The following is a 24326-nucleotide window of genomic DNA, read 5'->3' as shown; positions in this document are numbered from 1 at the left end:
GACTCTGGCCGGGGCGTCGATGTCCTTTCGGGTCGCCAGGCCTCAGCCCAGCATGGCGAGGTACTCGTGCAACGCGGCCAGCCCTTCGGGTCGCGGGGTGAAGTGCGCCCACTTGCCGCGCATTTCCTTGTCTACCAGCCCGGCTTCGACCAGCTTCTTCAGGTGGTGTGACAGGGTCGGCTGGGTCACGCCGAACACCTCGGGCATGTGGCACGCGCACACGCTGGAGCACCGGCTGGCCGCGATGTGGTGCAGGATCCGCAACCGTACCGGGTCGGCAAGCGCCTTGGCGACGAGCGCAACTCGTTCCGCTTGCTCCATCGAGATTATGCCACCACCCGGCGTGCAGGCCTCGGCGCCGGCCATCGGGGCTTCCAGTAGTTCGGTCATGCAGACATGTTACCCGCTCATATTGACACTTGTCGATACGTGTGGCAAGCTCACTCATATTGACGGTCATCAATACGTGATGGTCGTTCTTCACCCGAGCCGGAGGTTTCTCATGCCCGTCATTCGTGTCTTCGAACCTGCACTTTGTTGGAACACCGGGGTTTGTGGCCCCGACCTCGACTAGGAGCTGGTCAACTTCACCGCCGCGGTCAACGCCCTCAAGGTGCAGGGAGTGGACATCCACCGCGCCAATCTAGCCAGCGCAGTTCGCGGAGCACCCCGTGGTTGTCAAGTTCTTGCAGGCCGCCGGCTCGGAGGGGCTGCCCCCTGACGCTGGTCGACGACGTCACAGTGCTGGCCGGCCGCCACCCGCGTCGCGACGAGCTGGAGCGCTACGCCGGTTTGAACCCGACGAAGGACACCCAGCCCCAGGGCGGATGCTGCGGCCCGCAGCAGGAAGCCCCCCGCCACGTCCACTGGCTGTTGCTGACCCCGACTCGAACTTCCAGGAGATTGTGATGACCCAGTTTCTCGACAAGCCGCCCCGGCACCTTTTCTTCACTGGCAAGGGCGGTGTCGGTAAGACCAGCATCGCGTGCGCCACGACCGTGCATCTCGCCCGCCAGGGCAAACGGGTGCTGCTGGTCAGCACCGACCCGGCGAGCAACATCGCCCAAGTGTTTGGTGCCACCATCGGCAACAAGATCACCCCGATTCCGCAGGTGCCCGGCCTCGACGCGCTGGAGATCGACCCCGACGAGGCCACTGAGGCCTACCGCAACAAGATCCTGGAACCAGTGCGCGCGGTCCTGCCCGTCAAGGAGGTCGAGGCCATCACCGAGCAGCTGTCGGGCTCCTGCACCACAGAGATCGCCTCGTTCAACGAGTTCACCGACCTTCTCGCCGACACCCAGGCCACCGTGGGCTACGACCACGTCATTTTCGACACCGCCCCCACCGGCCACACTATCCGCCTGCTGCAGCTGCCCGGCAGCTGGACCAGCTACCTCGACAACGGCAAGGGCGACGCGACCTGCTTGGGGCCCATGAGCGGACTCGAGACGAATCGCGCCATCTACCTCGCCGCCGTCGAAGCCCTCACCGACCCCACCCGCACCCGCCTGGTGCTCGTCGCCCGGGCCCAGCAGTCCACGCTGCGCGAGGTTGCCCGCACCCTGGACGAGCTCGCCGAGCTCGACATCCATGCCACCAACCTGGTCGTTAACGGCGTCTTGCCCGCCGCAGCTGCCACCGACGACCTGTCCCGCGCCATCCACGACCGCGAACAGGCCGCGCTCGCTGCTATGCCCGCCGCCCTGGCAGCCCTGCCCTGCGACACGGTGAGCCTCAAGAGCGTCAACATGGTCGGCCTCGAGGCACTCGCCACCCTGTTTCACGACAAGGACGACCCGAAGGCCGACGCGCAGGACACCAGCGGGCAGGGAATCGGCGAGCAAGCGCACCTCGCCGGCCTGGTCGACCAGCTCGCCGACGCCGACCATGGGCTCGTGATGACGATGGGCAAGGGCGGTGTCGGCAAGACCACCGTCGCAGCCGCCATCGCCATCGCCCTGGTTCAGCGCGGCAAGAAAGTCCTGCTCACCACCACCGACCCCGCCGCGCACCTGTCGTCCACCCTCGGCAACGACGTCGACGGGCTCGAGGTCAGCGCCATCGACCCTGAGAAAGCTATCCAGGAATACCGCGACCACGTCATGGCCTCCAAGGGCGCCAAGCTCGACGACGCCGGCCGCGCCGCCCTCGCCGAAGATCTCATGAGCCCCTGCACCGAGGAGATCGCCGTCTTCAAGCAGTTCAGTCGCGCCGTGAACAAGGCCCGGCACCAGTTCGTCGTCATGGATACCGCCCCCACCGGCCACACCCTGCTCCTGATAGACACCACCGGTTCCTACCACCGCGACATCACCCGCCACCTCGACGACGACCAGCGCGGCCACGTCACCACCCCGCTGATGCGGCTCCAGGATTCGGACCACACCAAGATCATCGTGGTCACCTTGCCTGAGACGACGCCCGTCACCGAGGCGCAGGCTCTGGCCAGTGACTTGGAACGCGCCAGCATCTACCCGTGGGCGTGGGTGGTGAACAACTCGCTCGCGGCGGCCCACCCCACCAGCCCACTGCTGGCCACCCGGGCACGCTCCGAGCAACCGCAACTGGACGCGGTGGCCGCCACTACCAGCCGCATGGCCGTAATCCCCACCCAGATCCGCGAACCCGTCGGCACGCAACAGCTCACCGCTCTTAGCAACTGACCGCATGAATGACGTCTACCGCCGGATCCACCAGCTGGCTCCGGCGGTGCAAGTTTCGACAAGCCTTCTGCTTGGTCCACAATGTGAAGTACTCGGGACATCGTTCACTCGATGTCCCGAGACTTTTTGTTAATGGGTCGATATGGTGAGGTATATGGCCGGTCACTCATCTCCAAAACAGGGGCGTAGTCGAAGAGCGTACGCCATCATCGCGATTGTCGCGGCTCTTGCCTTTATCGCGGTTGTGGGAATTGCTCAGCTCACATCGGGTAACAAAAACGCTTCCGGTAAAGATCCAGCACAAAGTGGTGCAACGTCCAGTGCGTCGTCTGAAGACCATGCAAACAACGGTGCGCAGGCATCTGGCAACGAAGGCGAATGGGTCAGACGAGATGCCGACGACTCCGCGGCCATTGGTGACGTAAACGCTCCCGTTGTCATCACAGAGTGGACTGATCCCCGTTGCCCTTTCTGCGCCCACTTTCACAATGACATCCTTCCGGAGCTGAAGAAGAAGTATGTTGACACCGGAAAGGTGCGCTTCGAATTCATCACTGTTGCGTTCTTCGGTGAACAGTCAGCGGCAGCCGGGGCGGCTATGGAAGCAGCAGGTAAACAGGGTAAGTACCGCGAATTCTCCGACGCGCTCTACGCGGCAGCTCCTGAAAAGGGCCACCCTGATCTTCCCGAGGAAACCCTTGTGAAGTTCGCCAAAACCGCCGGTGTTGAAGACATTGAGCAGTTCCGTAAAGACATGAACGATCAAACACTCATTGACACAGTCAATGACGCAACGGCAAAAGCGCAACAGTACTACGGAATCCAGGCTGTTCCGTTCTTCGCGGCGTCTGATGGCGAAAGCGCAATGCGAGGTGCTCAGCCGGTTGAAAACTTCTCGAAGTTTATAGACGAACAGCTGACTAAGGCCGGAGCTCAATGAGTTTAGGGCTTCTCGGAGCTTTTGCAGGGGGAGTGCTCACACTTTTAAGTCCGTGCTCTGCCATGCTTCTGCCTGCTTTCTTTTCTTACGCTTTTACCTCGCCAAAAGAACTGTTAGGCCGTACGTTCATCTTCTATTTGGGACTGGTTACAACGCTCGTTCCGCTGGGCATTTTGGCGGGTTCGGTGGGTGCTTTCGTCACTGTGCACCGGGAGGCTGTCGTGGCTGTCGTTGCAGTGATTATCAGTGTGATGGGTGTTATGACCGCGCTCAATATCAACCTTCCGTTCATGCCCTCTGGTGTGCAGAGCGCGGGTCGCTCAACCGCATCGGTGTACCTGCTTGGCGCTGTCTATGGGTTGGCTGGAGTGTGTGCCGGTCCAATTCTGGGAGCCGTTCTGACTGTCGCGGCAGCAAGCGCGTCTGCCTTGTGGGGTGGTCTGATCCTGGTGTTCTTTGCGGCTGGTATGGCACTTCCTCTTGTAATCCTTTCAGCGCTGTGGACACGTCTACCCGTTGTTCAGAAACTTGTTCGTCCACGCCCAGTTTCTTTTGGTCCGGTGACAACCACCTGGATGAACCTTGTGGGTGGTCTGCTCATGATTGCACTGGCGGCGCTTCTGTTCTTCACAAGCGGCACAGCTGAACTATCTGGGTTCCTTGGGGCAAGCACCCAGGCACGCATCGAAGGTTGGGTGCTTCAAAATTCTTCAGCTGGTGTTGAGCTGGTGATTTTGGGTGTTACAGCAGCCCTTGTGGCCGTCGTTGCCGTGGTCGTTATGAAACGACGTGGCTCACGCGATAAGTAACTTCGGCTGAGAGGTAATCCGGCTGAGAGGTAATCCGGCTACCCTTGGTCTTTCACTTCATCGTCCGCACGCTGAATCAGTACACCAAGTCGCTCAGAGTTTTCGTGCAATCTCTCGATGGCTGTCTCCAACGGATCACAAACCTCGGCTTCGATTGTTTTAACAAACTTCAACCCAAAACTAGCGTCTGGATTTCGTCCCAAATCTCGATTTGAAAGGACTTCGGATCGGAGGGCCGCAACTGCATCCGCGCCATTGTCCAATGTGCGCAAAAGTATGAGGTCTTCAGCGTGCGGTACATCTACCAGGTCCAATAGGTACAGATGAGACACCTCAATAGTGGCCGCGAGCTTCTGCAGAGGTTCGAATCGCTCAAGCCATTGCTCAATGAAACAGTGGCAGAGCACGGCATCGTTAGACGCGATTTCCTCCTCCAGAACTTCTCTAACGAGAGAAATTGACATGTCGTCTGCAACCTTGAGTGCATCAGAAAAACTGTCATGTGGCGATGCCTTGATCTCCTGAGCCAGTCGTGCCTTGCTATTTAACTCGCTCATGACTGTTCCTCTTTCCCCTCGTTGGCTTAAACGGCCTCAACGGTATACGTCTTCTCTTCATATTTATATGTAGATGGCCTCATGCGCTGTTAAATCTGCGTCCTTGTAAGCTTCTTTACGAGGCGATGGCATACTGATTGAATGCTTTCAATTGCTTCGCTCATTGGCTTTGGCATCGCAGTTACTCCACTTGTCGTCACTCCCGGTGCCAGTTTCACTTTGGTGAGTTCACGTGGCCTAGTGGGCGATAGGCGTGGCGCTTGGGCCGTCATCGTAGGGACAGCCCTCGGAATCATTACTCACGGGCTTCTTGCGGGCCTCGGACTTGCGGCGGTTGTGATGCGCTCAGCGGAGGTGTACCAGGTTCTTAGGTTCGTTGGCGCGATCTATTTGGTGGGTCTCGGTGTGTTTCTTATATGGCGTGGGCGTCGGATGAGCGTTTCGTCATCGCTTGAATATGCACACAGTCCCTCGAAGCCCGTCGTCCACGAGGTGGGGCAGGCATATCTGGCAAACGTGCTCAACGTGAAAGCCGCCACCGTGTATCTAACACTGGCGCCGCAATTTGTTCCGGCGCAGCTAATGGGAGTGTCGTCAATGCTGACTCTTGCTACCGTGCACGTCTGTGGGATGGCCGTCTGGCTTGGGCTTTGGTCTACAGGCCTCAGCAAGATTTCCGAGAAGTTCAACCTGGCTGACTGGAAACGACGGATTGACACTGCGGGCGGAGCAGTTCTGGTTTTCCTTGGCATCCGCACCGCATTGGCGGGGAATCGCGGTTAATCGTCTTCAGACTGCGTGAACGAAAGCGAGTCCACGTGCTGTGAACCTGGGGGTTCAACACAGTAGTGCGAGTGGGACCACAGCCACGCCGTCTGGCCTCCTGTAAGCATTTGTACCCGTTGTGACCACGACCTTGTCCGCCAAACGCGGACCGATGTGCTCACCCAGCCAATGCAAATGGCGAACGTCCTTGTCCGTAGGCGTAGGTTTCAGCTTTACTTCGAAGGCGATGACTTTTCCGTCGTAGCGTTCGAGAATCAGGTCGATTTCTTGCGCTCCGCCTTGTGTGCGCAGATGTGAGACCTTCGCCTCGGCAGCCTGACCGGCCGCGCGGACAGTGAGCGTGACCAGCGATTCGAAGAGCTGGCCAAACATCTCCCACGAGCCGGGCTCCCCGGATGTAAGCATGTTCGGTGTAAGACCCAGCAGAGCGGCCGCAATGCCGGGGTCAAAGATTTGGTGCTTCGGAGCAGCAGTGAGTTTTTTGAAAGGTGAGGGATTGGGGAACCAAGCCGGTACTGGATCCAGCAGCCACAGTTTGCTGAGGATGTCGCGGTAGCCAAGAGCCGAATCTTTGGAAATTTTGGCAGAATCGCCCGGAGAAGCCGCGTTCAAGATTTTGGTATACGAGGTGGTGGTCGAGGAGGCGGCCGCGTACGCTGCCCACCATGCACGCAGCGATTCTGGCTTGCGTACCATAAGCCCCTGATCTGGGACGTCTCGGTCGATGACGCGCTGGACATAGGCGTCGATGAGTTGTCGGCGAAGTCGGTCTGGCTGTTGGCAGACGCCCGGCAGGCCGGTCGCACAGATGGAGTCTGCGTAGTCTGCGAGTGAAAAGTCCGTGGAGTCCGAGATTCTGGGTTCTCCATTAAACAGATCGGCAATCTTCACACTTGGTGTGGTGCCAACACGTTCTGAAAGAGCGAGTGGACGCATGCGTAGGCTGATCACACGTCCTGCGCCGGAATGTGTATCTATGCCTTGTTTGGGTGTGGCACTTCCGGTCAATAGATAGCGTGTGGGTACCTGTTTGTCGACGTTCCTCCTTACCGCATCCCACACTTGAGGCAAGTGTTGCCATTCATCGATGCACAGTGTGTCTTCTGCGACTAGCCGCGCGTCCATGTCAGCCCGGAGGAGTTCCCTTTCGCTGTCGCGGTCGAGGAAGTATGTGCGGTCCGCTCGTCTTGTGGCCGTCTCGGACTTGCCGACTGCTTTTGGTCCGTCGATAGCGATAGCAGACGCGCCCGCCAGCTCATCAAGTTCAAGGTCGATGTAGCGCGGAAGGTAAGAGGGGTTGTCCGTTGGGTAGTCGATGGCCATAATCTGAACATTAGCAGGCTAACCGCCGATTTATCTAGGAGATAACCGCCGATTTATCGGCTCGATACCAGGCAATTTATCGGCCATGTGTCAGGCAACTTATCGCGGTACACCTGAGATTCACTTCACAGATATCTGCGCGTAGTGTCCCGCTGTTAGCGTTCTGGCGTTCGCAAAAAACGTATCCCCGATAGGACAGCATGCAGCCCGCACCTACCGAGTACCCCGAATCCGTTCACAAGAATCCCCGACAACGCGCCTCATTCCGCACGCGCCTGTTTGCGTTACTCGCAGTTTTTGCGCTTCTCACCCCAGGCCTGACAGCGCTTGACGTATGGCAGGCCACCCCAGCTGCCGCGCAGGTCACTGACGAGCAGCTGTCCAAAGGTGGTGTGCTACGCACCTCGGAAACCAAACCAGTCGCACCCGGACTGGACCTGACAACCTTCTCCCGCCTCGAACAGCCAGGCTGGAACGAGGGCAGCGTTCTCACCGCCGACCTCGGCGAATCAACTCTTTCCACCGACCTGCGGGACACCGGCACTGTCACGGGACGCGCTCCACTGGATGACGTCATGCACCAAGGCCCACGCGGCAAAGAAGCCGTCGCCGCGGTCAACGGCACGTTCTTCGACATCAACCACTCGGACGCGCCGATCTACACCTCGGTCAGCAGCGACGGTCTGCGCGCCGGAAACTCGAAACCCCAACCCTCACTGACCATCGCGCAAGGACGCGCCGCGGTGAAGGAACTTTCAGCCACCGGGTCAGCCACACTGCCCGGGAACAAGAAGCACGACCTCTCCGGAATGAACACCCCGAGGTTGGAAACAGATGGTATTGGTGTGTACACCTCGGCCTGGGGAGACTACACCCTTGACCGCCCGGTAGGCGCGCCAGACGAAAAGGCGGAACAGGTCGCCGCCGCTGTCGTCAAAGACGGCACCGTCACGGAAACTACCGGCGTTGTCGACAGCCTCGGCGAACGCCGGGTTGCTGACGGTACGCAGGTGCTCATTGGCCGTGAAGCCGGGGCAGAAACAATCGCCCAGCTGTCCAAAGGCGACAACGTAGACATCGAAGTGGGACCGTCTGAGGACGTGGACCTCGGTATTGCCGGGTCACACCAGATCCTCACTAACGGCGAAGTTCCGAACATGCAGGACGACCTCGCAACAGGCACGCACCCGCGCACAGCCGTAGGAATCAGCAAAGACGGCACTCGACTGTTCGTCATGGTGATCGATGGGCGGTCGAATGAATCCCGCGGAATGACGCTGCCCGAAGCAGGAGAACTGCTACGCAACATGGGTGCGCACAACGCGCTCAACCTTGACGGTGGAGGGTCGTCTGCCATGTCCGCCCGCGTTGCCGGCGATGACGGGCAGAAGATCTGGAACACCCCTTCCGATGGAAAAGTGCGGGAAGTCCCCAACGCGCTCGTCTTCTACTCTTCTGCGAAGTCGGATGACACCTCGGGCGTTCAACTGAGCCTGGGACTCGAAGGGGAAGACGCAGTGTTCCCCGGGCTGACCCGCACCGTGAAAGGCACCGGGCTCGCCTCCAACCTAGACCCGGCCGAGGTCGATGGGACTTTCAGTGCAGACGCGCCTTTGAAGGTCGCATCGGTGAAGAAGAACACCGCTCGTATTACTGGTGAAGAACGTGGATCCGGCACGGTCACCTACAGTGCCGGCAACATGAGTGACGAAACCAAACTGCGCGTGCTGGGCAAAGCAATTGCACTGCGCGCTTCTGAAAAGTCACTCAGTCTGCCAAACACTGACACGCGGGCCAAACTGACCCTCAGCGGACTCGACGGTGACGGTCAGCAGGCCCGCATCGAGACTGCCGATGTCAAAGTCACTACCACCGGCGGAGTCGAAGTCGACGACGACGGCCTGGGCACCTGGACGGTGCGCGCCACCGGAAAGACCACCACAGGAAAAGTCACGTTTACCGTGGGAGACCTCACCACCTCGGTGCCGGTGACCTTCGGCACAAAAGACACAGCCCTGTGGGACTTCTCCAACCCGGACGACTTTGAAACCGACAGTGCCCGCGCCTCCGGAGAGATCGCCAAGGCTGAAGGCCAAGACGGCAAGCCAGCGATTGGCATGAAGTACGACTTCACCACCTCGAGCGCCACTCGCGGCTTCTACCTGGGGGCCAAGAAAACCGAGCCCGTGGAGGGCACTGCAATCGGATTCAGCCTGGATGTTAAGAGCGACGGAAACGGCACCTGGCCACGCTTGCAGGTGACCGACGCGAACGGGACCGTCACCAACATCGACGGCGACCACCTCGAGAAAGAAGGGTGGCAAACAGTCAAGTTCGCTGTTCCCGAAGGGCTTGCACAACCGCTGACGGTCGACCGCATTCGCATGATGGAAACCCGCCCGGATGCCCAGTACACAGGCGACATCGCGGTATCGAACCTTCAAGTGACCACCGTGCCCACCGCGGAGGGTGAGAAGGAGCCCGCAATCCACGACCCAGCGCTGCTCACACACGGTGATGTGGGAGACCGCCCGCAGAAGATCGCGGTGATGAGTGACGCTCAGTTCATTGCCGCCCAACCCGATTCCGAGGCGGTGGCAGGTGCTCGTCGCACCCTGCGTGAGATCCGTGAGGCAAAGCCCGATCTGCTGATCATCGATGGTGACTTCGTGGACGAAGGATCCAAAGAAGACTTCGCTCTTGCGAAGAAGATCATCGACGAGGAGTGGGACACAAGCATTCCGCACATTTACGTGCCCGGTAACCACGAAATCATGGGTAGCGATATTGGTGTGTTCGAACAAGAGATCGGGCCTGCCACCACTTCGCAGGACGTTGACGGGACTCGAGTGATTACCCTTAACACGGCGGGTGGTTCGCTACGCAGTGGTGGAATCGACCAGATCGCGAAGCTAGAAAAGCAGCTGGACGAAGTTGCACGTGATTCGAACCTGACTGGCGTGACGGTGTTTTTCCACCACCCGCCTAACGATCCGTTGCCAACGAAGAACAGCCAGCTGGCAGACCAGCGCGAGGCCCGCGCTTTTGAGAAGCTCATGGCTGATTTCAAACGCACATCAGGCAAGTCGGCTGCAGTGATCAACGCGCACGTGGGGGCATTCCATGGGTCTCCAGTGGAGGGCGTGACCTATCTGGTGAACGGTAACTCTGGTAAGAGCCCGGCGGGAACCCCGGAGACAGGAGGCTTCACCGGTTGGACGATGCTGGGTATCGACCCGGCAAAGGGCAAGGTTGGAAAGAACCCGTCTCCGCAAGACCGAGTGGACTGGTTGGCCGCAGAAACCCGACCCTGGGTTGACGAGATTTCGCTCGAGACCTCGCGCGCTGTTCCGCTGGGCGAGAGCAGCCAGGTCACTGCTTCGTTCGTGCAGGACGGAAGGACTGTTCCAGTGGCGTGGCCGGTCACCGCGCAGTGGGGTGGCGAAGGTGTCCACATCGTTGACGGTAGCGAGCAGTCCGAGGACGCCGCTGATGAAAACGCTGTCATCCGGTACAACCCCGTGAGTGGGGAGATCACGGCGCTACGTCCGGGCACCGCAAAGCTGAGCGTGACGGTCAACGGCCGCACCGCAACTCAGGAAGTGACAGTGCCGGCTGCTGACAAGGAACAGCCTGACGAGCCTGAAAAACCTGGGGATGAAGATCGCGAGGAACCGGAGACACCGGGAGATAGTGAGGAACCTGAGAACCCCGGGGACCAACCAGGTGACCGCGAGGAACCTTCTCCTGACTCCGAAGGCTCGGAATCACAGACAGACGCTTCGGAGGTGAACAACGAAGGAAGCACGCTTCCACGCACGGGAACTGAAGTGTCAGTTCTGTTGCTGTTTGCGTTGGCAGGAGTTGGTGTTGGAAGTGTGGCGCTGACAAGCACACGTCGCAGTGGACGGCACTAGCTCGGCTGTGCGCTAACAGGCGCTAGCAAGCGCGCATGACACAGGGCAGTCACCTCTTCAGGCGACTGCCCTGCGACGTAAGCGCGCAAGCACGTTTGAGATAATTGAGCCATGAAGTTCTTGAAGGCGTTTGCCGTCTGGTTGGGCATCATTCCGCTGGCCATTTTGAACGGTGGCTTTCGCGAAAACGTGCTAGTTGACGCGATCGGAGATGCAGCACGTCCGGTAAGCGGGATCATCTTATCGATTCTGATTTTAGGGATGGCCTTCATCTTTATTCCCAAGATTCGGGACTGCAAACCCGCGGACTACGTCATCATGGGAATTGGCTGGTTCATTCTCACTAACGTTTTCGACGCTGTGCCCATGTTCCTTGAAGGAGCAACAATCGGGCAGTTCCTCGCCACCTTCGATGTGCGCAACGGCGATTTCTGGATCCTGGTTGTCCTCACGTCCCTCGTTGCCCCTATCCTCGCAGGTCAACTACGTCGTAAAGACCGCTTGTCCAAGTAGAGTTCACAGACATTTTGCTTCGCGATGACCCCGCCCAGTCTCCTGACAGGAGTAGCATTCGAACCACAGGCATTCGACTCTTTAGGAGGGGCATACAATGACAATCTTTAAGACCGTAACAATCTTGGGTGGTGGCGTTTTGGGATCCCAAATTGCTATGCAAGCGGCATACCACGGAAAAGACGTCACAATTTTTGATCCGTTCCAGGAATCACTCGACAAACTGCCGGCTCGCTGGGACTGGATGCGTCGCGGCTACTCGGAAGATCTCAGCGACTTCAGTGAACCTAAGTTCGATGAAGCGCTGTCGCGAATTTCAACCACTACTGAACTTGCAAAAGCCGTGAGTGACGTTGACATCATTATTGAAGCGGTACCTGAAAACTTGGACCTGAAACGCGAAACATGGGAAAAAGTAGGAAAACTGGCTGACGCACGCACAGTGCTTGCCACCAACACCTCATCGCTCCTGCCTTCGCTTTTCGCTGACTCAAGCGGAGCACCGGAACGATTTGTCGCAATCCACTACGCCAACCGTATCTGGTCCCAGAACCTCGCAGAAGTCATGGGTACGTCCAAAACGGACCCTTCGACCGTTGACAAAGCAGTTACATTTGCGGAAGAAACTGGCATGGTCCCTGCTCGAGTAGAAAAAGAAACGCCAGGGTACTTCCTAAACTCGTTGCTAATCCCATGGTTGCGTGCCGGATCAGCCCTCTACATCAATGGGGTTGGAGAACCTGAAGCAATCGACAACGCATGGAAGGCCGGAACCCATTTTGGACGCGGCCCGTTTGAGGTGTACGACGTAGTCGGCTTCAACGTTGCAGCAAACATTTCACGTAACTCTGAAGACGAAACCGAACAACGTTTTGCCGCAAAGCTACAAGAGGCGATCGACGCTGGCTTCAGCGGTATTGCTGACGGCAAAGGTTTCTACTTGTACGACAAGGACGGAAACATCACCGGTCCAAACGACTTCTTTACGAAGTAGTTGCTTTCCGTCTAGACAGGCTTTTCCAACGCAACAAACGTGGGAATCGCCTCGCCATGCACTTCCACGAGCCCGTGCCGGGACGCTTCGTCAACCACCTGGTCGTGACTGAGCACCCGCCACGGGTAGGTGGTTGTGCGAGCGTCAATTACGGCACGGTCCTGGTCCATGAGCGTCCACTCCATGGTCCACTCCACATGCGTGTCACTCAGCGGTTCCGCCTTGCCTCGCGTCTGCAATACATGATCACCAATCTGCACAGATCCAAAGTCGGCCCACGGAATCTCCGTGACCGTTTCAGGTGGTTGCAGTGAAAGAACAAATCTCCCGCCAGGTACCAGCCGCTTCGCAACAGTAGCCCACAACTCTTCCCGGTCAGTATCGTCCAGGTGACCAAGCGCATTCAACATCACGCCCGCCGACCACTCCGCCGGCAATAGCTCGCTGGCCTGCGGAAACGCATGCGGAACAACGGTGGTGACACTCATGAGCTTCGGATCGCGCGCCACCGTTGTCACCAGCCCAATCCGCATCGCTTCAGACGGTTCAACCGCGTACAGGCGCTCCGCACCCAGTTCATGCAACAGTGGCAAACCCGTGCCCACGCCACTTGCGATGTCGACAACAGCACCACCGTCGATCGGTCCTAAAAGCGTTCGGACCGCACTGTCCATCCCGTCTTGCCACGGTATAACCAGGGCCGCATACCATTCCGCGTTCACGCTATATGAGTCAGTCACGGGCTCATCGTATAAAAAATTATTCGGAAAGCGCATCCATAATGCGAGCAAGCAGAGGCTGCCCAACCAGATCGTCGACCAACACCACACGACCTTTCGAATCAGCAAGCGGCAGTTTCCAGTTCGGGTACTCCGTGTTTGTCCCCGGCTGATTCTGCATGCGCCGTTCACCCACACAATCGGCAAGCCCCGCCGCAACCAGAACTGCTGGCGTCTGCGCGATATACCGGTGCAACCCCACAACCAAATCATCCGTGTCGCTCGAGCCCTCAGGGCCGAAGCATCCCGCCACATCCGCCGCCTCAACGACCGCATCAATCGCCCGCTTCTCGTCAGCAAACTCCTGGGTCACCGGCCGGGTGAGCAACCCCAACTGTTCACGCACCTTGACATGCGAACAGTCCACATACCCACGCACCGGCGCCAAATCGTGCGTGTTGACCGTTGCTAGGCACGCGCGTCGGTATCGTTGCGGGGCCCGAGGTGTCCCACCGTCCCGCTCGAACCACAGTACCGAGGTGCCCAGGATCCCACGCTCCTGCAAATAGTCCTGGATCCACGGTTCGAACGTTCCCAAGTCCTCACCCACCACAACGGTGCCGGACCTCTGCGCCTCCAACGCCAGAATCCCTACAAACGCCTCGTGGACATACGTCACATATGCGCCGTTGAGCGCGGTGTTGCCACGTGGAATCCACCACAAACGGAACAGCCCCAGAATGTGGTCAACCCGTAAGCCCCCGGCATGACGCATGAGCGTACGCAGCATGTCACGCCACGGCCGGTAGCAGTGCTGGACCATGCGTTCGGGGTGCCACGGGGATTGCGACCAATCCTGACCATGCTCGTTGTACTGATCAGCCGGAGCACCAACCGACACGCCCTCAGCTAAAACGGTCCTGTGCATCCATGCATCGGCACCGTTCTCTTCGACTCCCACAGCCAGGTCATGCATGATGCCAATACGCATACCCGCAGCCGTCGCAGCAGACTGAGCATGCATAAGTTGCTCGTCGATGATCCACTGCACCCAAGCGTGAAACTCAGGATCAGCCATCACCGCGTCCCCAGGCCGGCATCGTCCCGCCTCATCCGCGCACCACTGAGCAAACTCGGACAGTCCGGAACCTTCCGCCCTGCGATACGCATCGAACAGCGCCTTCCGCGCCGGGGTGCGCGGAACCGCAAACAACAGCTCCAGCGCTTCGAGCTTCGCCGTCAACACCCGGTTCCTATCAAGCAACGTATTCAGCCGGTTAACCGACGCAAACTGCTGGTGCAATTCGCGCACACGTTGCCGAACAGACTCAGGCGCCTGCGCAAACTCCGGAATGTCCTCCACCCGCACATACAAGGCAGCGAAAAAACGCCGCGATGACGGCAAATACGGCGACGCTTCAACCGGGGGAGCGGGCGCAGTGGCGTGCAACGGGTTGATCTGCACAAAATCAGCGTTGAAGCGCGCCCCCAGGATCGCGCTCACATCACGAAGATCAGCGATATCGCCCATACCCCAGGACCGTTCCGACCGCACTGAGTACAGCTGCGCGTGAACGCCCACGGCACGTCGTCTACTCACCACGTCTGAGGTGGTCAACCGCGCCGGTGTCACCACCGCTTGCGCGTGTGCCTCGCCTTTTTCCGTGTGTGCCACCAGCGTGTGCCACCCCAACGGCAGCCCTGCCGGAAGTAAAAAGCGGGCCTGGCCAACGACCTCGGCGCCGGTATCAAAAGGCGGCGTATTGTCCTCAACCTGGGTGAGCGCCTGACCCCCGCCGTCTTCAAAAAGCATGTCCACGGTCACGGACGTCCCATGGGGGACATGAACCGGGATTGTGTCCTCCCGGTCGTCGCGTGTCACGGTGATGGGAGGCAAGGTCCGTTGCCAGTATGCGAGGGTGCGTTCTGTGCGGGCCGCGTCAACGTCCTGGTTCGACTCAACCGGATACCCAAACGACGCCACGACCGCTTGCAAGGTTTCGTGCGGCACGCTTTTGAAAGCACCGTCACTGCCGTAGTACTCAGTTCGTATTCCTAGTTCGGACGCAAATTCACGCAACACCGCTGGGTCTACCGCCATACATGTATCGTATCCGTATTCTTGTAGGAGACATGCCCAAACGTGAAGTTCCTCAGCGCACCCGCCCAGCCGTGATGCGCTCTACCACCTTGCCGACCCGGTTCGTGTGGCTCGGTGTGCTTGCTGTGGTGTTGCTTGTCGCCAGTTTTGTTGCTGTTGCGGTTGGCCCTGTGACGCTGACCCTTCCCGAGGTCGTTGGCGCTTTGGCACGGTTAATGCCGGGCGGTGTGGAGCCACAAGGCCCTGATCTGTTGGTGACCGAGGTGCGCCTGCCACGGGTTCTCACGGCGGCTTTGGTGGGTGGCTCACTCAGTATCGCGGGCGCGGCAATGCAGGCGGTGTTCCGCAATCCGTTAGCAGAACCTGGCATCACAGGAGTGTCCAGTGGCGCGGCTACCGTGGCGGTTTTGTGCATCGTGTGCGGTGTTGCGAACCCGTGGGTTTTGCCCGTGGGCGCTTTTGTGGGAGCGTTGGTTGCCACGTTTGTTGTCCAAGCGATTGGATTCCGCCGAGGTGGTTCCCCGGCAACCCTGTTGTTGGTGGGTATGTCGATGAACGCGTTTTTGGGTGCCGTAATTTCAGCGGTGATTGCGAATGCGACGAACGCTGAGGACGCGCGTTCTGCGTTGTTTTGGCTCAACGGTGATCTGACAGGCCGCACCATGAGCGATCTGGGTGTTGCGATCATTCCGCTGTTTGTTGGTGCGGCCGGTGTGCTGTTCTTTGCGCGTGAACTCAACATGTTCGCTCTGGGGGAGACCACCGCTCAGTCCTCTGGGGTTGAAGTGCGCCGGGTCTCGCAGCTGGTGTTGGCAGCCGCAGCTCTCACCACCGCCGCTGGTGTGGCGATCACGGGAATCATTGCGTTTGTTGGTTTGGTGGTTCCGCACTTGGTGCGTTTGATGTTCCGTTCCGACCACACGTTCTTGCTCCCAGCCTCGTTCTTTCTAGGAGGAACGTTCCTGGTTGTCGCCGACACGTGCGCGCGGATGATCTTTAACCCTGTTGTGCTCCAAACCGGAACCGTAACAGCACTGGTGGGCGCACCATTCTTGCTGTTCCTGGTGATGCGGAGGGCACGGTGACGACAAACGGGGAACAGGCGATGAGTACCGGCGTCACTCTGGAAAACGTGGCGGTTGCGTACGGCAAACGCACTGTACTGAGCGATGTGTCTGCGACGTTCGAACCAGGTCATGTTCACGGCATTATTGGACCCAACGGGGCGGGTAAATCAACGCTTCTGCACGCGATCCTTGGTGTTCGTGCCTACACGGGTTCTGTACGAGTGGACGGTCATGAAATAGCGCACATGAGCGCTCGGGAACGCGCCGAACACGTCGCGTTTGTCGCTTAAGACACGCCACCTCCGGACGACTTCACCGGCCGTGAGCTCGTTTCGATGGGCCGGTACGTGCGCCAAGATCGGTTCACTCTGAAATCTGCCCACGACGTCGAGGTGATTGACGCCGCGTTAGAGCAGGTGGGGGCCACGGACTGGGCTGACCGGCCCGTACGCCAAACCAGTGGAGGCGAGCGCCAACTCACTTCGCTGGCCCGCGCGATCGCGCAGGAAGCGCCCACTCTGGTCCTTGACGAACCCACCTCGGCCTTGGATCTCAACCACGAACAGCGGGTGCTGCAGTTGCTACGCCCGTGGGCCAGCGGACACCGCACCGTGATCGCGGTCCTCCACGACATCACTCAAGCCGCACGGTACTGCGACGAACTCGTGCTGCTGGCTCCCACCTCGGCGGGTTCCCAGGTGGTGGCGCAGGGCCCGCCCGAGGTCGTTCTCACCCCCGCTTTCTTAGAAAGCGCGTACGGGGTCAAAGTGGATGTGCGTCGCTCAGAGGTCACTGGGATGCTAACCGTCACACCTTTAGACTGATGCGACTGTGAGATTGCGCATATGTGCACATGCGAATAGGTGCATGCACGTGTGCGCCGACTATCCTTGAGCTGGCCCGTTAGGGGTCTAGAAGGAGAAAAATGCTGAAGAAGGTTGTCCGATCCGCTGTCCGCACGTGTGCGGTGGGAATGATTGGCGTTCTGGCGTTGACGGGATGTTCGAACGGTCAGTCTGAAGACGCTGGAGGTGCTGGAAACTCTGAGGGCAACGGTGACACCGGTGCTAGTGAGTTCGTTGTTCCAAAAGAGAAGCCCACTCGCGTCGTTGCAACCAGCTCTGAAATATCCGATATGGCTCTCTTGCTCACAGGTGCTGACAACATGGCAGCCGTGAGCGCAAGCTCGAAGAACCCTCAAATGGGCATGGTGCCATTGGAAGCCAGGAAGGTCGAAAACACTTTGCCACCGGGCGTGAACCCAGACGCTGAACAGATTCTGGCGTTCAAGCCTGACCTGGTGCTCACCACCGCGCGTCACGGGGGAGAAAAGTCCGCAGCGGAGCAGCTACAGAAGGCGAACGTGCCGGTGCTGCAGTTGCACACCGAGGACTTCAGCACCCCAGAGAAGTACGCGGAAACGCTCAAACGGGTGGGTGAAGCACTCCACGAAGAAGACAAAGCAACATCCGAATCAGATGCGCTTATGAAAAAGATCAAGGAGATCGACGACAAGCGCATGGACGCTGACCATGAACCGTCTGCGCTCGCTCTCATGGCGCGCGGTGACAAGATCATGGTGATGGACTCAGACCAGATGCTTCCCGGGCTTGCGATCCGTGCTGGTGCGAAGGACGCAACCGAAACGCTGGGTATTGAGAACACCTCACCGATTGACGTAGAAAAGCTGGTCAAAGCTCAACCGGACATCATTTTGCTCGAAGACTTTATGGGCAAGGGCAAGGAGCCGTTCGAGTCGCTTCTCAACAACCCGGCCGTTGCGCAGATTCCTGCCGTGAAGAACAACCAAATCCACGTGGTTCCCATGACCGAGGCATCCGGTGTGGCTGGTGTAAACCTTCCAACCGGATACCAAAAGGTGCTGTCGATCGTTGCGGAGTCGAAGGCGTCTTAACGTGGGCCTCAGCGGTTCCGCTACACCCGGCCTGTGGGCTTTAATCTGGCCACGGGCCGGTGTCGGTGCGCGGGTCTTTGGGTGTGAGGGTTGCGATTCGCGAGTCGTAGAGCTTGCCTTTGTTGGTGTGTTCTAAGCGGATCGTGCCGTCGTAGACAAAGCCACACTTTTGCGCCACACGAGCACTCGCGTAGTTAGGCACACCGTCGTGGACTTCGCAACGCCAACCGATCGCGCCTAGCCCCAGCTCAAAACCCCAGTCGATGATCGCGTTGAGTGCCTCGCTGGTGTAGTCCTTGCCGCGGTGTTCGGGGTTGGCCCAGTAGCCAACCTCGCCGCGGTCTCCTGCGATGAGTGGGTTGTTGTACGAAATCATGCCGGCAACCTGCGCCGAGGCGGTATCGGCGTCCGCGTCTGGGGAGCCTTCCGTGAGTGCCTCCTTGAGGAGCATGATCCAGGTGGGCTGGTCGGATTCCCACCATTGGGTTGTCAAAGAGATGAACGATTCCGCATCACTGAGCAGATACGGTGAAGGGACCATGGTCCACTTTTGGATCAGTGGGTCCTGGCAAATGTCGCAGATGGCCTGTGCATCACCGGGTTGCAGCGGACGTAGCACCAAACGTTCAGTTTCGATTTCAACAGGTTGCATAGGTTTTAGCCTACATGCGCAGATCTACCCGTGACATACGCGCGCACCTGAGCACCCAGCGCACGCATTCTCTGCATGACTGGTTCACGTTGATCGTCCATCCCTTTCCAGTTCGCAAGTACCGCGTATGACACTGTGGCCTTTGGGCCGGTGACGATACCCACATCAGCCCGGACGACCTCGGTGGTTCCTGTCTTATGACGCAACAGCACTCCGTCTTCATGAATGTGCGCCAGAGGGTCAAGGTAAAAGGCGTCAGCGAACATAGACGTGTCCGCATCGGAGGCAAGCCACGACAACACTTGAGCGCTCACCTCGGGAGAGACAACAGTGCCATGGTGCAGCTGTTCCATGACGTGCGAAAGTTCCCGGGCAGTTCCAGCTGAAGATGCCCAGGGGAGGTCAGGTGTGCGTTCTTCGTCGCGAATGAAGTCCAAAAGTGCCGTGTGCTTATATCCTAGTTCGCGGGAAACGGAACGCACAGTATCCAACCCGCACATGTGAATGAGGGCGTTGGTTGCCAAGTTATCTGAGAACGCGCCCACGAGCAAAGCCGCGTCAGCAACTGCAATGTTTTGATTGACGAACCTGTATAGGATTCCCGATTCTTCAACTAAGTGGTCTTGCGGAATGTCGATGGGGGACGTGGGATCCAGGTCGCCGTTCAGGATTCGGCGTGCGACCTCTACGAGAAGGAAGATTTTGCCGATGCTGGCGGTTTCGCACAGAAGATCGGCACCTTCTTCATGTAGTACTGGAGCGTCGATGTCCCTGATGTCGATACTCCAACGAACAGTGTCCACAACCAATCTCCTTTGTGCGTTTGCGACGAACAACTGGGGGTGTCCGCATGCTTGGATGCCCATGTCGCAGTCCTACTCTCTTCTGACATGATAGAAGCCACGAAAGGAGCGATTCATGTACCCCGTAATCGACGGACACAACGACCTGGCTTGGAAGAGCCGCGTGGAACGCCAGTACCGCACAGAAGGGCTGGATGGCGAAGTTCCGGTTCTCCACACTGATATTCCGCGTCTGCGCGCCGGTGGGGTAGCCGGGCAGTTCTGGTCGGTATGGATCGATCCTGTGTTGGAAGGTGCGCAACAAGTCACTGCCACGCTTGAACAGATTGACTTTGTTCACCGGCTCATCGCGTCGTACCCTGAACACTTCCAGCTGGCTTTGACTGCTGATGACGTGCGTGCGTCGATGAAAGCCGGTGTGATCGCGTCGCTCATTGGTGTAGAAGGTGGGGCACAGATCGACGGGTCCCTAGCAGCGTTGCGCCAGTATGCGCGCTTGGGCGCTCGGTACATGACACTCACGTGGTCAAAGACCACCGAATGGGCCGATTCCGCAACCGATGACGCGCGTCATGGCGGACTCACCGACTTTGGGCATGAGGTTGTGAAAGAGATGGAGCGGATCGGCATGATTCCTGATCTGGCTCACGTCGCCCCCAGTGTGATGCGCCAAACCCTTGACTTGGTAGACACGCCTGTTCTGGTCACACACTCAGGTGCACGAGCGCTGTGTGAACACCCGCGCAACGTACCCGACGACGTGTTGGCACGCATTGGTGACGCCGATGGAACCGTGATGGTTCCGTTCGTTCCCAAGTTCATTTCGCAAGAACGCTATGAGTGGGAAGAAAGCGACCAGTCAACACCCGCACCTGCGGTGACCCTCAAACAGGTTGCCGATCACGTGGACCACGTGCGCGAACTCGCCGGGGTCGACTCCGTGGGAATCGGGGCGGACTTCGACGGCATCGACGCAACGATTGACGGCCTTGGCCACGTGGGAACGTACCAAGACCTGTTCGCAGAACTTGAGTCACGCGGGTGGACACACCAGGAGCTCGAAGGGCTCGGAAATAAGAACGTGCTCCGCGTTCTTGAAGCCCATGACCCCGCTTACCGTGCATTCGTTCGTGGCGAAACAGTTCCCACTGAGCCACGTCAGTTCGCCCCGCGGGTGGACACGGAAAGCTAGCAACCACCTCGGCCGGGGGCCGGGACGGCATCATGAGCCGGGCGTTTACTCTTGCAGACGCGTGGTGCCGTCTGGTCCGCCGGTGGTGTTGATTTGCTTTGCGTAACAGTGGTCAGCGTCTAAGGAGTAGAAGCGGCACCACTGGAGGGCGTCGTCGGGATCGTCGTACGACGAATCGATGACCGTGACGTAGTAGCCCGGCTGGCGATACGAGGCATAGTCTTCCGACTTCAGCAGTAGCACTTGCGAGGCGCCATACTCGTTTGCGAGTTCCTGGTGTTCTTCGTAGATAGCGTCTTCGTCCCACACCTGGCCGTCGGCTTCCATACCGACTTTCTTTGACGAGATCTGAGGGACCCATTTCCCAATCAGATTCTGATCGACGACAACTTTGTCTTCTTCAACTTTCTGGTCGAGCTTTTCTGCACTGCTGAGGCTGGTGTCGTCAGAGGTGTCTGAGCCTTCAGCGTCGTCTGACACCGCCGGTTCCTCTTCGTTGCTGCCTACGCCTGACTGGTCTGGCTCGGCGTCCTGCTGGTCTTCAGCCACAGGTTCGGGGGAGGACACTGTAGCGTTGTCGTCGCGCATAAACAGGTAGGTGCCACCCACCGCAAGGGCCGCGACAAGAATGAGCGCGCTTACACCTATGAGGATTCGGGACGTTTGGGATCCCTACGCCGAGGTGGTTGCTGGCTCCGCAGAGTGCGTGGGTTGCGCTGACTGAGCGGGGTGCGCTGGTTGCTGGGAAGGCATGGCCGGGGCAGGCTGGCCGGGTTGAGGCGGTTGTGCAGCCTGACCGGGTTGAGGTAGCTGTGCAGGATGTGGCGGTTGTGTCGTGTTTGAGGCCTTTTTGAATTTCGACTTGAATTGCGCAACCTTCTGCGGATTGAAGTTGGCGCTCATCGCCACACCCCGTTCTCTTCCCAACCCACGCTATTTCGTTATGCGTAATTGTATAGGGCGACAGGTTCAGACTTTCTTGTAGGGCCGTGGCGGGTAGACAAAGGTTACGAGCACTACGGAGATAATCATGAGCAGGAACCACGCGACAAGTTTCTGGATAGACACGAGTTCCCAGCCGTTTTGTTGGGAGGGGTAGATCCAGGCACCTGCCCAGGTGGCAATGTTTTCGGCTAACCAGATGAAGAATGCTGTGCCTATAAAAGGGAGAAGAAGCGGAAGATGCCGGTAGGGGCGGCTACGGTGATTTTTAAACAGCATGACGCACGGGGCGAAACATGCGATCACTGCAAAAGTAAGGATCCAGCGGAAATCGAAGATGTAGTGGTGGGTAAAGAAGTTGATGTAAATGGCCAGTGCGATCACCGCGGTGAGCCAGCGTGGGGGATAGCGGTTAAACCGAAGGTCGAACAGCTTATAGACGCGCACCATGTATGAACCGACGGCGGCGTACATGAACCCTGAGTAGAGGGGAACGTGCCCAATACGAAGCACGCCGTGATCGCCGTAACTCCACGAACCCACGGCGGTTTTGAACACTTCCATGCCGGTACCAACGACGTGAAACAGCATGATGATCCACAGCTCTTTGCCCGTCTCGAGCTTCAGAGTGATCATGAGGATTTGGATGATCACTGCAGCGATAACAAGTGCGTCGTTACGGCTGACGATTGCGCTTTCTGGCCACCAGAGTCGAAACGCAATAAGAACAACAAGGAAGCTTGCGCCAAAGATGCAAGCCCACGCCTGCTTAAGAACAAACACCGTGAACTCCACGACCCAACGTGTGAGTCCCGAAGCGTGACGGTGTTTGTATAGCCAAGCGTGGGCTTTGCCGTCTAAGTAGTGTTCAAGCTGAGTTGATTCGAACATCATGTCAGCGCAATGTAGATGCTTACCGGACACCCTTCATGAGCTTCACAACTGGTTTAGCAACTGCCAAGACCACAATTCCCACTACGATGGATCCGGCACCAAGAGCAGACCAATAAGGAACTTGGTTAGCAGCGTCATAGTACTCAGAGAAGACTCCAGACAGGGCAGTTCCTACACCAGAGGACAAGAAGAACACAGCAATCATTTGGGATGTGTAAGCCTTGGGCGCCAAACGGGTCGAGAGGCTCAAACCGATAGGCGAAATCAAGAGTTCAGCGATCACGAACAGCATGAAGATGAGGGTGACCCACAGGAGTGGGACGGTGTTCTTTTCTGCATTCGCGTACACCAGGAACATGAGGAAGGCGCCACCAATGATGATCAGTGCCAGACCGGCTTTGACAGGGGCTGAAGGTTGACGGTCACCCATTTTGAGCCAGATAGCGGAGAAAACCGGTGCGAGTGCGATAACGAAGATCGGTGGGATCAGCTGGATCCAGTTGATTGGCATTTCCCAGCCGAACAGGGTGCGGTCCAGCTGGTTTTGCGAGTAACTGGTCATGACGTTGAAGATCTGCTGGTACAGCGACCAAAAAGCAATGGACGCAATGAAGTAGGGAATAAACGACAACACACGACTGCGCTCTGTGCTGTTGACGTCCTTGGAAGCGAGCATGACGGTAAAATAAATCACCGCGGCACCCAAGGAAACAAGAGCAGTCCACGTCGCCAAATTCTCCTTGTTCATCAGACCGCTCGTCCACAGCGCGAAGATCGCGAGCACAGTTCCAATGATCGAGGCTGGTAGAACCCACATCTTCTTGCGGGGGAGTGGTTCCGGGACGTGGCGGGCTTCAACAGGCATCTTGTGGCGACCAGTCAGGTAGATGACAAGACCCAACGCCATTCCTGCCGCTGCTGCACCGAAAGCAATATGGAAGCCAATACGCTGCTGCAAAATACCTGTAAGAAGAGGCCCCAGTAAGGCGCCCAAGTTCACGCCCATGTAGAAGATCGAGAAACCGGCTTCACGGCGGGAGTCCTTTTCGTCGTAGAGGCTTCCCACAAGAGCTGATGCGTTAGCTTTAAGGCCTCCAGACCCCAAAGCAACCAGGATCAGACCAACGGCGACACCGCCTAAACCAGGGAGCAAAGCAAGAGCAATGTGCCCAGTCATGATGATGACAGCTGACCAGAAGAGAACAGGTTCAGCGCCCATCAGGCGGTCAGCAATCCATGCTCCCAGCACGGTCGCTAAGAACACTGCACCACCATAGGCGCCAACAATTGCCAGCGCTGTAGGTTCTTCCAGGCCAACACCGCCCAGGTCCACGGCCGTGTACAGGTAGAGGGCCAGAAGCCCGGTCATTCCGTAGTAGGAAAAACGCTCCCACATTTCGAGCCCAAACAGTTGGGCGAGAGGAAGTGGATGGCCGAAAAAGCGAGTGTCCCTCGTCTGAGAGTGTTCTCCCGTGTGTGTGGCTGCTGAAGCCATGCGAATCCTTAGGTTACGACAATGTATGCAGAGCCAAACCT

The 24326-nt window shown here is 58.3% G+C and carries 21 protein-coding genes and 1 pseudogene; 11 read left to right on the top strand and 11 right to left on the bottom strand.

Going from position 1 to position 24326, the window contains the following annotated elements:
- Positions 1 to 42: 42 nt before the first annotated feature.
- Positions 43 to 390: an ArsR/SmtB family transcription factor gene (locus QP868_RS05890; protein ID WP_284925679.1), complete on the bottom strand. Its 348-nt coding sequence runs from the start codon at positions 388 to 390 to the stop codon at positions 43 to 45.
- 518 nt (positions 391 to 908) lie between these two features.
- Between QP868_RS05890 and arsA the strand changes: the two genes are divergently transcribed.
- The 3 genes from arsA to QP868_RS05875 all read left to right on the top strand — a co-directional run bounded on the left by arsA (position 909) and on the right by QP868_RS05875 (position 4415).
- Positions 909 to 2666 (top strand): arsenical pump-driving ATPase, encoded by a 1758-nt coding sequence (gene arsA, locus QP868_RS05885; protein WP_284925678.1) that lies wholly within the window; start codon positions 909 to 911, stop codon positions 2664 to 2666.
- Between the two features lie 154 nt (positions 2667 to 2820).
- The gene (locus QP868_RS05880) at positions 2821 to 3606 is read left to right on the top strand and encodes a DsbA family protein (protein WP_284925677.1); all 786 of its coding nucleotides are present in this window, start codon (positions 2821 to 2823) and stop codon (positions 3604 to 3606) included.
- Positions 3603 to 4415, top strand: a complete 813-nt coding sequence (locus tag QP868_RS05875) for a cytochrome c biogenesis CcdA family protein (protein WP_284925676.1) — start codon at positions 3603 to 3605, stop codon at positions 4413 to 4415. Before QP868_RS05880 ends, QP868_RS05875 begins: the two co-directional genes overlap by 4 nt.
- Before the next feature lie 38 nt (positions 4416 to 4453).
- On the opposite strand, the gene QP868_RS05870 is transcribed toward QP868_RS05875, so the two are convergent.
- On the bottom strand, positions 4454 to 4972 hold the full coding sequence (locus tag QP868_RS05870; RefSeq protein ID WP_284925675.1) for a hypothetical protein: 519 nt from the start codon (positions 4970 to 4972) through the stop codon (positions 4454 to 4456).
- A gap of 141 nt (positions 4973 to 5113) precedes the next feature.
- On the opposite strand from QP868_RS05870, the gene QP868_RS05865 reads away from it, so the two are divergent.
- Positions 5114 to 5755 (top strand): LysE family translocator, encoded by a 642-nt coding sequence (locus tag QP868_RS05865; RefSeq protein ID WP_284925674.1) that lies wholly within the window; start codon positions 5114 to 5116, stop codon positions 5753 to 5755.
- A gap of 54 nt (positions 5756 to 5809) precedes the next feature.
- Here QP868_RS05865 and QP868_RS05860 read toward each other — a convergent pair whose 3' ends face one another.
- Positions 5810 to 7081: an ATP-binding protein gene (locus QP868_RS05860; protein WP_284925673.1), complete on the bottom strand. Its 1272-nt coding sequence runs from the start codon at positions 7079 to 7081 to the stop codon at positions 5810 to 5812.
- A 200-nt stretch (positions 7082 to 7281) separates the two neighbouring features.
- Here QP868_RS05860 and QP868_RS05855 point away from each other — a divergent pair, with 200 nt between their 5' ends.
- The 3 genes from QP868_RS05855 (at position 7282) to QP868_RS05845 (ending at position 12505) form a co-directional block, all read left to right on the top strand.
- Positions 7282 to 10998, top strand: coding sequence for a phosphodiester glycosidase family protein (locus QP868_RS05855; protein ID WP_284925672.1), 3717 nt, complete (start codon positions 7282 to 7284; stop codon positions 10996 to 10998).
- A 111-nt stretch (positions 10999 to 11109) separates the two neighbouring features.
- On the top strand, positions 11110 to 11511 hold the full coding sequence (locus tag QP868_RS05850) for a hypothetical protein (protein WP_284925671.1): 402 nt from the start codon (positions 11110 to 11112) through the stop codon (positions 11509 to 11511).
- 97 nt (positions 11512 to 11608) lie between these two features.
- The gene (locus QP868_RS05845) at positions 11609 to 12505 is read left to right on the top strand and encodes a 3-hydroxyacyl-CoA dehydrogenase (RefSeq protein ID WP_284925670.1); all 897 of its coding nucleotides are present in this window, start codon (positions 11609 to 11611) and stop codon (positions 12503 to 12505) included.
- A gap of 11 nt (positions 12506 to 12516) precedes the next feature.
- On the opposite strand, the gene QP868_RS05840 is transcribed toward QP868_RS05845, so the two are convergent.
- On the bottom strand, positions 12517 to 13245 hold the full coding sequence (locus QP868_RS05840; RefSeq protein WP_284925669.1) for a class I SAM-dependent methyltransferase: 729 nt from the start codon (positions 13243 to 13245) through the stop codon (positions 12517 to 12519).
- A gap of 19 nt (positions 13246 to 13264) precedes the next feature.
- Positions 13265 to 15325, bottom strand: a complete 2061-nt coding sequence (gene malQ, locus QP868_RS05835; RefSeq protein WP_284925668.1) for a 4-alpha-glucanotransferase — start codon at positions 15323 to 15325, stop codon at positions 13265 to 13267.
- 32 nt (positions 15326 to 15357) lie between these two features.
- On the opposite strand from malQ, the gene QP868_RS05830 reads away from it, so the two are divergent.
- The 3 genes and pseudogenes from QP868_RS05830 (at position 15358) to QP868_RS05820 (ending at position 18307) form a co-directional block, all read left to right on the top strand.
- Positions 15358 to 16410 (top strand): FecCD family ABC transporter permease, encoded by a 1053-nt coding sequence (locus QP868_RS05830; RefSeq protein ID WP_245527069.1) that lies wholly within the window; start codon positions 15358 to 15360, stop codon positions 16408 to 16410.
- A gap of 20 nt (positions 16411 to 16430) precedes the next feature.
- Positions 16431 to 17216: pseudogene (locus tag QP868_RS05825) on the top strand (ABC transporter ATP-binding protein).
- A gap of 101 nt (positions 17217 to 17317) precedes the next feature.
- Positions 17318 to 18307, top strand: a complete 990-nt coding sequence (locus QP868_RS05820; protein WP_284925667.1) for an ABC transporter substrate-binding protein — start codon at positions 17318 to 17320, stop codon at positions 18305 to 18307.
- 40 nt (positions 18308 to 18347) lie between these two features.
- On the opposite strand, the gene QP868_RS05815 is transcribed toward QP868_RS05820, so the two are convergent.
- Together QP868_RS05815 and QP868_RS05810 are read right to left on the bottom strand one after the other, a co-directional pair.
- Positions 18348 to 18959, bottom strand: a complete 612-nt coding sequence (locus tag QP868_RS05815) for a GNAT family N-acetyltransferase (protein WP_284925666.1) — start codon at positions 18957 to 18959, stop codon at positions 18348 to 18350.
- 5 nt (positions 18960 to 18964) lie between these two features.
- Complete coding sequence (locus tag QP868_RS05810; RefSeq protein ID WP_284925665.1) at positions 18965 to 19762, bottom strand: serine hydrolase; 798 nt, start codon at positions 19760 to 19762, stop codon at positions 18965 to 18967.
- A 115-nt stretch (positions 19763 to 19877) separates the two neighbouring features.
- On the opposite strand from QP868_RS05810, the gene QP868_RS05805 reads away from it, so the two are divergent.
- Entirely contained in the window at positions 19878 to 20954 is a 1077-nt protein-coding gene (locus tag QP868_RS05805) for a dipeptidase (RefSeq protein ID WP_284925664.1), read from the top strand.
- A gap of 45 nt (positions 20955 to 20999) precedes the next feature.
- On the opposite strand, the gene QP868_RS05800 is transcribed toward QP868_RS05805, so the two are convergent.
- The 4 genes from QP868_RS05800 to QP868_RS05785 all read right to left on the bottom strand — a co-directional run bounded on the left by QP868_RS05800 (position 21000) and on the right by QP868_RS05785 (position 24285).
- Complete coding sequence (locus QP868_RS05800) at positions 21000 to 21542, bottom strand: hypothetical protein (RefSeq protein WP_284925663.1); 543 nt, start codon at positions 21540 to 21542, stop codon at positions 21000 to 21002.
- 84 nt (positions 21543 to 21626) lie between these two features.
- Complete coding sequence (locus tag QP868_RS05795) at positions 21627 to 21857, bottom strand: hypothetical protein (RefSeq protein ID WP_284925662.1); 231 nt, start codon at positions 21855 to 21857, stop codon at positions 21627 to 21629.
- A gap of 66 nt (positions 21858 to 21923) precedes the next feature.
- Positions 21924 to 22787 carry a DUF817 domain-containing protein gene (locus tag QP868_RS05790; protein WP_473964630.1) on the bottom strand — a complete coding sequence of 288 codons (864 nt, stop codon included), beginning with the start codon at positions 22785 to 22787 and terminating at the stop codon, positions 21924 to 21926.
- A 22-nt stretch (positions 22788 to 22809) separates the two neighbouring features.
- Entirely contained in the window at positions 22810 to 24285 is a 1476-nt protein-coding gene (locus QP868_RS05785) for a peptide MFS transporter (RefSeq protein ID WP_284925660.1), read from the bottom strand.
- Positions 24286 to 24326 lie beyond the last annotated feature (41 nt).

Origin of the sequence: Brevibacterium sp. UMB1308A (assembly GCF_030230605.1) — a bacterium.
Lineage (GTDB): Bacteria > Actinomycetota > Actinomycetes > Actinomycetales > Brevibacteriaceae > Brevibacterium.
This window is presented reverse-complemented; position numbering and strand designations above follow the sequence as displayed.

Coding starts and splice junctions, on each gene's coding strand:
- QP868_RS05890 (WP_284925679.1), bottom strand. CDS start 390: ATGACCGAACTACTGGAAGCCCCGATGGCCGGCGCCGAGGCCTGCACG.
- arsA (WP_284925678.1), top strand. CDS start 909: ATGACCCAGTTTCTCGACAAGCCGCCCCGGCACCTTTTCTTCACTGGC.
- QP868_RS05880 (WP_284925677.1), top strand. CDS start 2,821: ATGGCCGGTCACTCATCTCCAAAACAGGGGCGTAGTCGAAGAGCGTAC.
- QP868_RS05875 (WP_284925676.1), top strand. CDS start 3,603: ATGAGTTTAGGGCTTCTCGGAGCTTTTGCAGGGGGAGTGCTCACACTT.
- QP868_RS05870 (WP_284925675.1), bottom strand. CDS start 4,972: ATGAGCGAGTTAAATAGCAAGGCACGACTGGCTCAGGAGATCAAGGCA.
- QP868_RS05865 (WP_284925674.1), top strand. CDS start 5,114: ATGCTTTCAATTGCTTCGCTCATTGGCTTTGGCATCGCAGTTACTCCA.
- QP868_RS05860 (WP_284925673.1), bottom strand. CDS start 7,081: ATGGCCATCGACTACCCAACGGACAACCCCTCTTACCTTCCGCGCTAC.
- QP868_RS05855 (WP_284925672.1), top strand. CDS start 7,282: ATGCAGCCCGCACCTACCGAGTACCCCGAATCCGTTCACAAGAATCCC.
- QP868_RS05850 (WP_284925671.1), top strand. CDS start 11,110: ATGAAGTTCTTGAAGGCGTTTGCCGTCTGGTTGGGCATCATTCCGCTG.
- QP868_RS05845 (WP_284925670.1), top strand. CDS start 11,609: ATGACAATCTTTAAGACCGTAACAATCTTGGGTGGTGGCGTTTTGGGA.
- malQ (WP_284925668.1), bottom strand. CDS start 15,325: ATGGCGGTAGACCCAGCGGTGTTGCGTGAATTTGCGTCCGAACTAGGA.
- QP868_RS05830 (WP_245527069.1), top strand. CDS start 15,358: ATGCCCAAACGTGAAGTTCCTCAGCGCACCCGCCCAGCCGTGATGCGC.
- QP868_RS05820 (WP_284925667.1), top strand. CDS start 17,318: ATGCTGAAGAAGGTTGTCCGATCCGCTGTCCGCACGTGTGCGGTGGGA.
- QP868_RS05815 (WP_284925666.1), bottom strand. CDS start 18,959: ATGCAACCTGTTGAAATCGAAACTGAACGTTTGGTGCTACGTCCGCTG.
- QP868_RS05805 (WP_284925664.1), top strand. CDS start 19,878: ATGTACCCCGTAATCGACGGACACAACGACCTGGCTTGGAAGAGCCGC.
- QP868_RS05800 (WP_284925663.1), bottom strand. CDS start 21,542: ATGCGCGACGACAACGCTACAGTGTCCTCCCCCGAACCTGTGGCTGAA.
- QP868_RS05795 (WP_284925662.1), bottom strand. CDS start 21,857: ATGAGCGCCAACTTCAATCCGCAGAAGGTTGCGCAATTCAAGTCGAAA.
- QP868_RS05790 (WP_473964630.1), bottom strand. CDS start 22,787: ATGTTCGAATCAACTCAGCTTGAACACTACTTAGACGGCAAAGCCCAC.
- QP868_RS05785 (WP_284925660.1), bottom strand. CDS start 24,285: ATGGCTTCAGCAGCCACACACACGGGAGAACACTCTCAGACGAGGGAC.